This is a genomic window from uncultured Allobaculum sp. (genome assembly GCF_948576815.1).
Lineage (GTDB): Bacteria > Bacillota_I > Bacilli_A > Erysipelotrichales > Erysipelotrichaceae > Allobaculum > Allobaculum fili.
In genome coordinates this window covers 1-7,406 of record NZ_CAPAEZ010000098.1, presented here as the reverse complement: position 1 = coordinate 7,406, position 7,406 = coordinate 1, and the positions used below count along the sequence as shown (strand labels likewise).

Here is a 7,406-nt window from a genome sequence, read left to right as displayed (position 1 = left end):
CCATCTGTTTGTGAAAAACTCGATGTCTCTCACAAGGCTTGTTTATCATATCATCTGCAGAAATCTCTGTCAACAGCTATTTGTGAATTTCTTCATGATTTTCACTTAAGCTGCTTTCTTCGATATCTAAAGGTGATTTGATGACTGAGAGAAGCGATTTCCCTCAGCGCTCAACTATAATAACACGGGCATCGAAGCGATGCAAGCATTATTTGTGAATTCTTAAAATATTTTCACGAGTTGATTTCAAGTGCTGTTTCCTTGCGCAAACAGCTTCCTTATTTAATCAGAGATCCCGCACAAGGTCAAGTAAATGCATCGGATCCTCGGTGACTTTTTGCTCAAACGAGCCGTATGCTTCTTATTTTTCAAAAAGGATGTCTTTCTGAATGCCTCGAATGGTTCCATCTCTTATAAAGCCAAATCTGGTTTCCGCTATCAGCCGGAAAAAGCCGAAAAGGCTTTGTATACTGTTCGTTTATCTTCGGGCTGCTTTCTGCCTGTCGATCGAAGCAGAGCAAACGGACGCCACTGCAATATGCTTAGCGAAAGTTTACGCTCACGAAGAAATCCGATCATTCCTCTCAGGAGCGAACGAATAAAGACTGCCTTCTACTGAACGTTTCTATCCTATTTATTTTATATGGGAGCCTCTGTATGGCTTAAGTGCCCGATATGGATTCATGGATGCCAGAACGTCATTTTTTCTGGCGTCTTCTCCTTCCTCGTTTGCTTTCTCATCCCACCTTTCCATTTGTTCGGCTGCATTTTTCTTTTACGTCCGTGCACAAATCAACGGGAAATCGATAAATGTTTACTAAATCATGTTTTCAATTTCAGGTAAAAGCTAAAACGAGGCTTGGAAAGGCTTACAATAGCAGCTTTTCGGATGGACGCTCCCCTCGAACGCGTCACGTCAGACAAAATCCCCCCTGTGTTTGTCTGAGACATTCGAAGAGAGGAAAGGAGAAATATGAAAACACTCAGACAATGGAGTCTGTCCGTGCTGATGGTCCTGCTTTCCATCAGCATGCTGCTGCCAGGACAGATCCAGACAGTCGCTGCGAACGAAACCGATTCGCCGCAGACGGTTGAACAGATTACTGCCGCCGACGGGCGGGAGAAGCTGAACTTCAACCAGGGCTGGAAATTTGTCCGCGCAAATATTCCAGAAGCTGTTCAAGTCGACTACCCCCAGTCCGAACTGGAACGCTGGGAAAATGTCGATCTGCCGCATCCCGTTCGTTTGGAAGAATACAATGCGAGCGGCGGCAAAAACTATCAGGGAGAAGCGATGTACCGCAAGCACTTCTACCTGGATGAATCCTATGCCGGAAAAAAAACTTTACTTCGAGTTTGAAGGCGCCATGGGCGTTACCGATGTATGGGTCAACGGGACCCATCTTCAGTGCCCGTTAGCCAAGCTGACCGGAAGCAAAGATGGAAACCATACCCAGTACGGAGGCTATCTTCCCTTCGTCCTCGATATTACGGATGCCGTTCACTGCGATGGCGAGAAAAACGTCATCACAGTCCTGACCGACAACCGGGACAATGGACTGGTTCCTCCCGGAAAGCCGCAGGGCAGTCTGGACTTCTCGTACTTCGGAGGTATTTACCGCAACGTCTATCTGCATTCCGTGGAATCGGTTCATATCACCGATGCGACGTATGAAAACATCGAAGCCGGAGGCGGAATTCTGATCGATTATCCGTCGGTCAGTGAACAAGAAGCGACCGCCGTTGTCAAAACGCACGTGCGCAACGAAACCGATGCAGACAAGCAAGTCACCCTCAAGTCGACATACGTTGATCCGCAGGGCAAAGAAGCGCTCACCAAAAGCTCAACCGTAACGATTTCAGCCAGTGATGCGCAGACGATCGCGCAGAATTTCAAATTCGAAAACCCGCAGCTGTGGGATCTTGATCACCCCAATCTGTATACGCTCGTTTCCACCGTTACCGTCGACGGCGAGGAAGTGGATCGAACAGAAACCACAACCGGTATTCGTACCGTCATCTTCAGCGCCACGGAAGGCGTAAAAATTAACGGGAAGCATCTGGGATTCCTTTCCGGTGTCAACCGTCATCAGGAATATCCGTACATCGGCTATGCGGCATCGGACAACCTGCAGCGCAAGGATGCCATCCTGTATAAGAACGCGGGCTTCCAGATCGTTCGCACCGCCCACCACGCCCAGTCGCCGGCATTCCTCGACGAATGCGACCGGCTTGGCATTCTCGTTGTAGAAGCCATTCAGGGCTGGCAGTACTGGAATGACAACCCCGTATTCGCAGAACGCGTAAAAAACGATACGCGCCAGATGTTGCGCCGCGACCGCAATCACCCCTGCATTTTCGCGTTTGAAACATCGCTGAATGAATCCACCGGCGTTCCGGCTGGATTTACCAACTCGCTGGAAGAAATCGCAAAATCCGAAGGACCTTCCGTTCGCACAGCCGTTGAAGCCTATGATGATTCAACGAAAGGCGATATCGTCTGGGGACGCCCGGAAGAACTTAAGAACGATACATCGCAGTCCTTCATTCGTGAATACGGCGACTTCTGGCTTGAACAGTACGGCTACTTTACCGATACGTGCCGTGTCACCCGCGGCCCGGGTACTTACTACCCCGGCGGAGAAGAGCGAATGGTAGAACAGGCCAACAATCGCCTGTACAACGGCTTCCATTTCGAGGGAACAGGAGTAATCTCTTTAGCCGAGGGTAAAAAGCTGTATACCGACAGCAATAAACGCATGGCCGGTATGACCATGTGGATTGGTATCGACCATAACCGCGGATACGATCCGACGATTTCCGCCTGCGGTATCTGGGATCTGTTCCGCCTTCCGAAATATTCCTACTATGCGTTTGCTTCCCGGCGTCCTGTGGAACACGACACGGACATGGAAGCCAAAGGCATTGAAACCGGCGAAATGATCTTTATCGCCAGCACCTGGTCCAAAACCGCACGCTTGAAGCGGTATTCGAAGCCGATGTAATCTATACGCCAGACTGGACACTCCTCGATCAGGTGATCACCAAATCAAATTCGGTTTTCAAACAGAAAGACAGCTACCAGGAAGCAAACTGGACCGCCTTTGAGAACGAGCTCAACCGCGCAAAAGACCTGCGCAAAAACAGTAAAGCCGAACAGGATGCGATCAACGCCCAGTCCGCTTCGCTGAACCAGGCGCTCCTCAAACTGAGAAAAACACCTTCCGCAAGTCTGATCCGCTAAAAGCAATTCGCAGTACAAACTGAATTCCATAATTAAAACTGCGGCAGATCCCATCCATAAAGGATCTGCAGCTTTTACGTCTTACTTCTAATGTCTCTGGATTCGTTGCTGTTTCTTTTCTGATTCCTATTCGAGCCGGAAATACGAAAAGCCGAAGAATACGGGATTTCTCCTTTATTCTTCGGCTGTTTTGTTTTTGCGATTGAGTATAAAACAAATTGAAGTCCCAATCGGACGTACGTCCGATCTGGCATGTGAATGGCTAAGCTGTGGCTGCACTTAAATGCTTTACCGTCTTTCTTTTAATTCTCTGCCATTCCAGAACGGAGATTCCAGCGCAGAGAATTTCCGTAATCACAAACGAATACCAGGAAAGATCAAGACCGAAGAGACGGGCAAGAACCCAGGTAAGCGGAACAGGAAGAACGAGCTGACGAAGCAGGGTGATCACAAGACTGATTCCTGCATACCCAAGGGCTTGAAACGCAGAGCAGAGAATCATCGATACGCCAGCGAATACAAAGCTCCAGGAAAGGACGCGCAGGCAGGGAATGCCGATCGCATACATGGACTGATCCGCATTGAACATCGAGAGAAGCTGAGACGGGATCAGCTGGAACAGCACCGTTCCAAACACCATGATGGCACAAGCCAGAAGCAGTGAAAAACGAACCGCCGGGACGATCCGATCCATTCTTCTCGCACCATAGTTGAACGCGACAATCGGGATGAGCGCGTTGCTCAGGCCCATAACCGCCATGAAAACAAATTGCTGAAGACGGGTATAGACATTGAATACCGAAACGGCCATAGACGAAAACGGCATCAGAATCCAGTTCATGAACACAGACATAAAACTCATAACTGCCTGCATGACCATTGCCGGAATGCCGATTTTCAAAATGCGGCCAAGCAGTACCGGATCCCAGCGGAACATTTTGAGATTTGTATGAATCTCCGGGACTTTTCGATAGGTGATCCAGATTCCTAACCCCATGGCTACGATCTGGCCAATCACGGTTGCAACCGCCGCTCCCGCCGTACCCATATTGAAGGTGAAGATGAACAGCGGATCCAGGAAAATATTAATCAGAGCGCCTGTTCCCTGAATAGCCAGGTTATACATCGGACGGCCCACCGCCTGCATGATTCGCTCGTACGTGATCTGGAAGAAGATTGCAAAGGAACAGCCGCAGCAAATCTGTAGATATACATTTCCCTGCATAAGCACTCCCGTATCCTGCGTGAAAAGCGCAAGGAATGCCCATGATCCAAACAGACCGAACAGAAGGAAAATCAGCCAGTTGATCAGAGAAAGAAACAGACCGTTCAGAACTGCCTGACTCGCCATTTCCCGATTATGTTCTCCAAGATAGCGGGAAAGGACCGTATTGAAACCGACACCTGTACCGCAGGCAATGGCGATCATCAAACTCTGTATGGGGGAACACAGACTGACCGAAAGCAGTGCTTCCTGAGAGTAGCCGGCCACGTACATGCTGTCGATAATATTATAGAGAGCCGACATCAGCATGCTCAGTGCAATTGGCACAGACATGGACAGTACCAGACGGCGGATCTCCATCGATTCCATTTTATGCATCAAAAAAACCTCCAATGGTGTACTCTATCACACGCGTCACCATTCCCAAAACCTCATCCCCGGCTTCTCAGACGGCTGGCCTAAGGGCTTTGGACCTCCCATTTCCAAAAGAAAACTCTCCGTAAGATACCGGATTTTGCCTTTATCTTTCGGCGAGATTCCTCATTCCTGAACAGAGTCCCATTTCATTCAGCTGTTTTTAGTCGACCGCAGTTTGACGATTGCTTGAATTCGCTAAAGATACGAAAACGTGTCAGCCATAAAAGAAACTATCACTAACTAACTAGAAGATTCCTGCGTAATCGGGTCAGGCAGCTTTTCGGATATTCATTTTATCCCTCACTATCAACTTTCTGCCTCACTTCAACCGGTTCTGGTTGAACATCAACTAATTCTGATTAAACATCAACTGATTCTGGTTGAACATCAACTGATTCTGGTTGAACGTCAACTGATTCTGGTTGAACATCAACTGATTCTGGTTGAACATCAACTGATTCTGGTTGAACATCAACTGATTTTCAGGATAATCCGCCCTCTCAGTTGATGTTCAATTTTTCTGATAATATCATCAACTTAGAGAAGTCTGTTCGCCAGTTCCTCACGCACTGCCTCCAGGCTGAAAAGAGGAATCTTGTACTGCTTATATCAATGAAAGGAGAGCTTGCATGACCGACCAGGAAAAACTGAATTCAATCCTTCAAAACGGAGAGCATCTTACTCTAGAATGTAAGAAAGCAGCCAATGAGATCCCGAAAGATTTATGGGAAACGTACTCATCTTTTGCCAATACGCATGGAGGCACTATTTTATTAGGAATTGAAGAAAACCTTAAAGAATTCGACAGAGCCAAGCGATTTACCGTTCTAGGTGTTTCGAATCCAAACAAAAGGAAAAAAGAATTCTGGGACACTATGAATGGAGAAAAAGTCAGCGCAAATATTCTTCTGGATCAGGATGTCCAGATCCTGAATATTGACGACAAGTCCGTTCTGCAGATCGATATTCCTCGCGCGTCCTATCACTTTCGTCCGGTTTATATTAACGGAAATCCCTTTAAAGGAACCTTTCGGCGCAATTACGAAGGCGATTACCACTGTTCCGAAGATGAAGTGCGATCGATGCTTCAGGACAGTTCGGATCAAGGGCTGGATGGAGCCGTGCTAGAAGGGTATACGATGGCGGATATCGACCTCAATTCACTCCATGCTTACCGAAATGAATTTGAGGTACAGAACCGAGGACATATCTTTAATACATACTCCGATGAGGATTTTCTTCTGCATATTGGAGGATTTGCCAGAAACAGACAAACCGGCCAGGAGTTTCTGACCGAAGCCGGCTTGCTTATGTTTGGAAAAGGTCTTTCCATTCGAGAACGCTTCAGCGCTCTCTTTATGGATTATCTGAATCAGGCGAAGATGATGCCTGGTCAGCGCTGGTCCGATCGCCTGACAATCGACGGCCAATGGGAAAACAATCTGTACACTTTCGTACATCTAATCCTGCCCCGCCTGACCAGAGATCTGCCAGCACCGTTTCAGCTTGACGGGATGACCCGGGTAGATGATACCGATACCCATAAAGCGATTCGAGAAGCAGTGATCAATATGGTCATTCATGCCAATTACAGAACCAGCGGATCCCTTAGAGTCGTCCGATATGAAGACAATCTGCTTTTTTCAAATCCTGGAAACCTGAAAATCCCAGTAAGTGAAATTTTTAAAGGAGGCCATACGTCAGCCCGAAATCCGAAAATACAGCAGATGTTTCGAATGATCGGCTTATGCGACAATATTGGATCGGGTATTCCAACCATACTGAAGATCTGGAAAGAAAAAGGATGGCAAGAGCCGGATCTCTATGACAATGTCACCCTGCAGCAAGTGGAATTACGGCTATGGCTGACCGCAGGACTCTCAAGCAATACCGAAAAAGATTTGATCAACCGCTTAGGACCGAATGTCTTTCACTCGTTATCTGAGAACGAAAAAATGATTCTATCCATCGCTCTAAATGAAAAACAGGTAACCGTTCGGCGCATGGAACCTGTTTTAAAACTCGACCCGGTGGAAATTTCTTCTCTGCTTCAGGAATTGACCGCTCAAAAGATTTTAATCTGTCATCAGCAGCACCGTTCTTCCTTCTATACCTTCAACGAGAATCTCATATCCAATCGCGATACAGATACTACTCCACCAACAGTGCCCGATTCCGAAAGCGCCACGAACACCGACATGAATACGACGGATCATGCGATTCTGGCTCTGTTTTCTCGATACGAAACTTTGACTCTAGTCCAGATCTGTGACGAAATTGATTCGCTCAATACAGTACAAAGTGCATCTAAAGCCGCAAATCGCCTGGTTAAAATGAATCTGATTTCCAAAGGAAAGGCTGGCCGAAAAGTCGTCTTCAGAAAAAAATCCTGAAAACGCTCTTCCCAATAAAACGAAAAAACCCCCGAAAGATATTGGATTTCTCCTTTATCTTTCGGGGATTTCGTTTTGTCTGGCAGCTTCCTATCTTTGCCTTGCGGCTATTGTCGGCGTTCTGCAG

The 7,406-nt window shown here is 47.4% G+C and carries 5 protein-coding genes; 4 read left to right on the top strand and 1 reads right to left on the bottom strand.

Annotated elements, in window-relative coordinates:
- The first annotated feature begins 973 nt into the window (after nucleotides 1-973).
- From Q2J39_RS10135 to Q2J39_RS10125, 3 genes are read left to right on the top strand one after another with little or no spacing between them, the layout of a single operon-like run.
- The gene (locus Q2J39_RS10135) at nucleotides 974-1,360 is read left to right on the top strand and encodes a hypothetical protein (RefSeq protein WP_288340559.1); all 387 of its coding nucleotides are present in this window, start codon (nucleotides 974-976) and stop codon (nucleotides 1,358-1,360) included.
- Nucleotides 1,329-3,005 carry a glycoside hydrolase family 2 protein gene (locus tag Q2J39_RS10130; RefSeq protein WP_288340557.1) on the top strand — a complete coding sequence of 559 codons (1,677 nt, stop codon included), beginning with the start codon at nucleotides 1,329-1,331 and terminating at the stop codon, nucleotides 3,003-3,005. The genes Q2J39_RS10135 and Q2J39_RS10130 overlap by 32 nt, the downstream gene beginning before the upstream one ends.
- A gap of 32 nt (nucleotides 3,006-3,037) precedes the next feature.
- Complete coding sequence (locus Q2J39_RS10125) at nucleotides 3,038-3,244, top strand: hypothetical protein (protein ID WP_288340555.1); 207 nt, start codon at nucleotides 3,038-3,040, stop codon at nucleotides 3,242-3,244.
- 262 nt (nucleotides 3,245-3,506) lie between these two features.
- On the opposite strand, the gene Q2J39_RS10120 is transcribed toward Q2J39_RS10125, so the two are convergent.
- Nucleotides 3,507-4,847 (bottom strand): MATE family efflux transporter, encoded by a 1,341-nt coding sequence (locus tag Q2J39_RS10120; protein WP_230268467.1) that lies wholly within the window; start codon nucleotides 4,845-4,847, stop codon nucleotides 3,507-3,509.
- A gap of 668 nt (nucleotides 4,848-5,515) precedes the next feature.
- On the opposite strand from Q2J39_RS10120, the gene Q2J39_RS10115 reads away from it, so the two are divergent.
- The gene (locus Q2J39_RS10115) at nucleotides 5,516-7,279 is read left to right on the top strand and encodes an ATP-binding protein (protein ID WP_288340553.1); all 1,764 of its coding nucleotides are present in this window, start codon (nucleotides 5,516-5,518) and stop codon (nucleotides 7,277-7,279) included.
- Nucleotides 7,280-7,406: the final 127 nt, after the last annotated feature.

Bases quoted from the DNA above. Each gene is read 5' to 3' on its own strand.
- Q2J39_RS10135 (WP_288340559.1), top strand. From the start codon at position 974: ATGAAAACACTCAGACAATGGAGTCTGTCCGTGCTGATGGTCCTGCTT.
- Q2J39_RS10130 (WP_288340557.1), top strand. From the start codon at position 1,329: ATGCCGGAAAAAAAACTTTACTTCGAGTTTGAAGGCGCCATGGGCGTT.
- Q2J39_RS10120 (WP_230268467.1), bottom strand. From the start codon at position 4,847: ATGCATAAAATGGAATCGATGGAGATCCGCCGTCTGGTACTGTCCATG.
- Q2J39_RS10115 (WP_288340553.1), top strand. From the start codon at position 5,516: ATGACCGACCAGGAAAAACTGAATTCAATCCTTCAAAACGGAGAGCAT.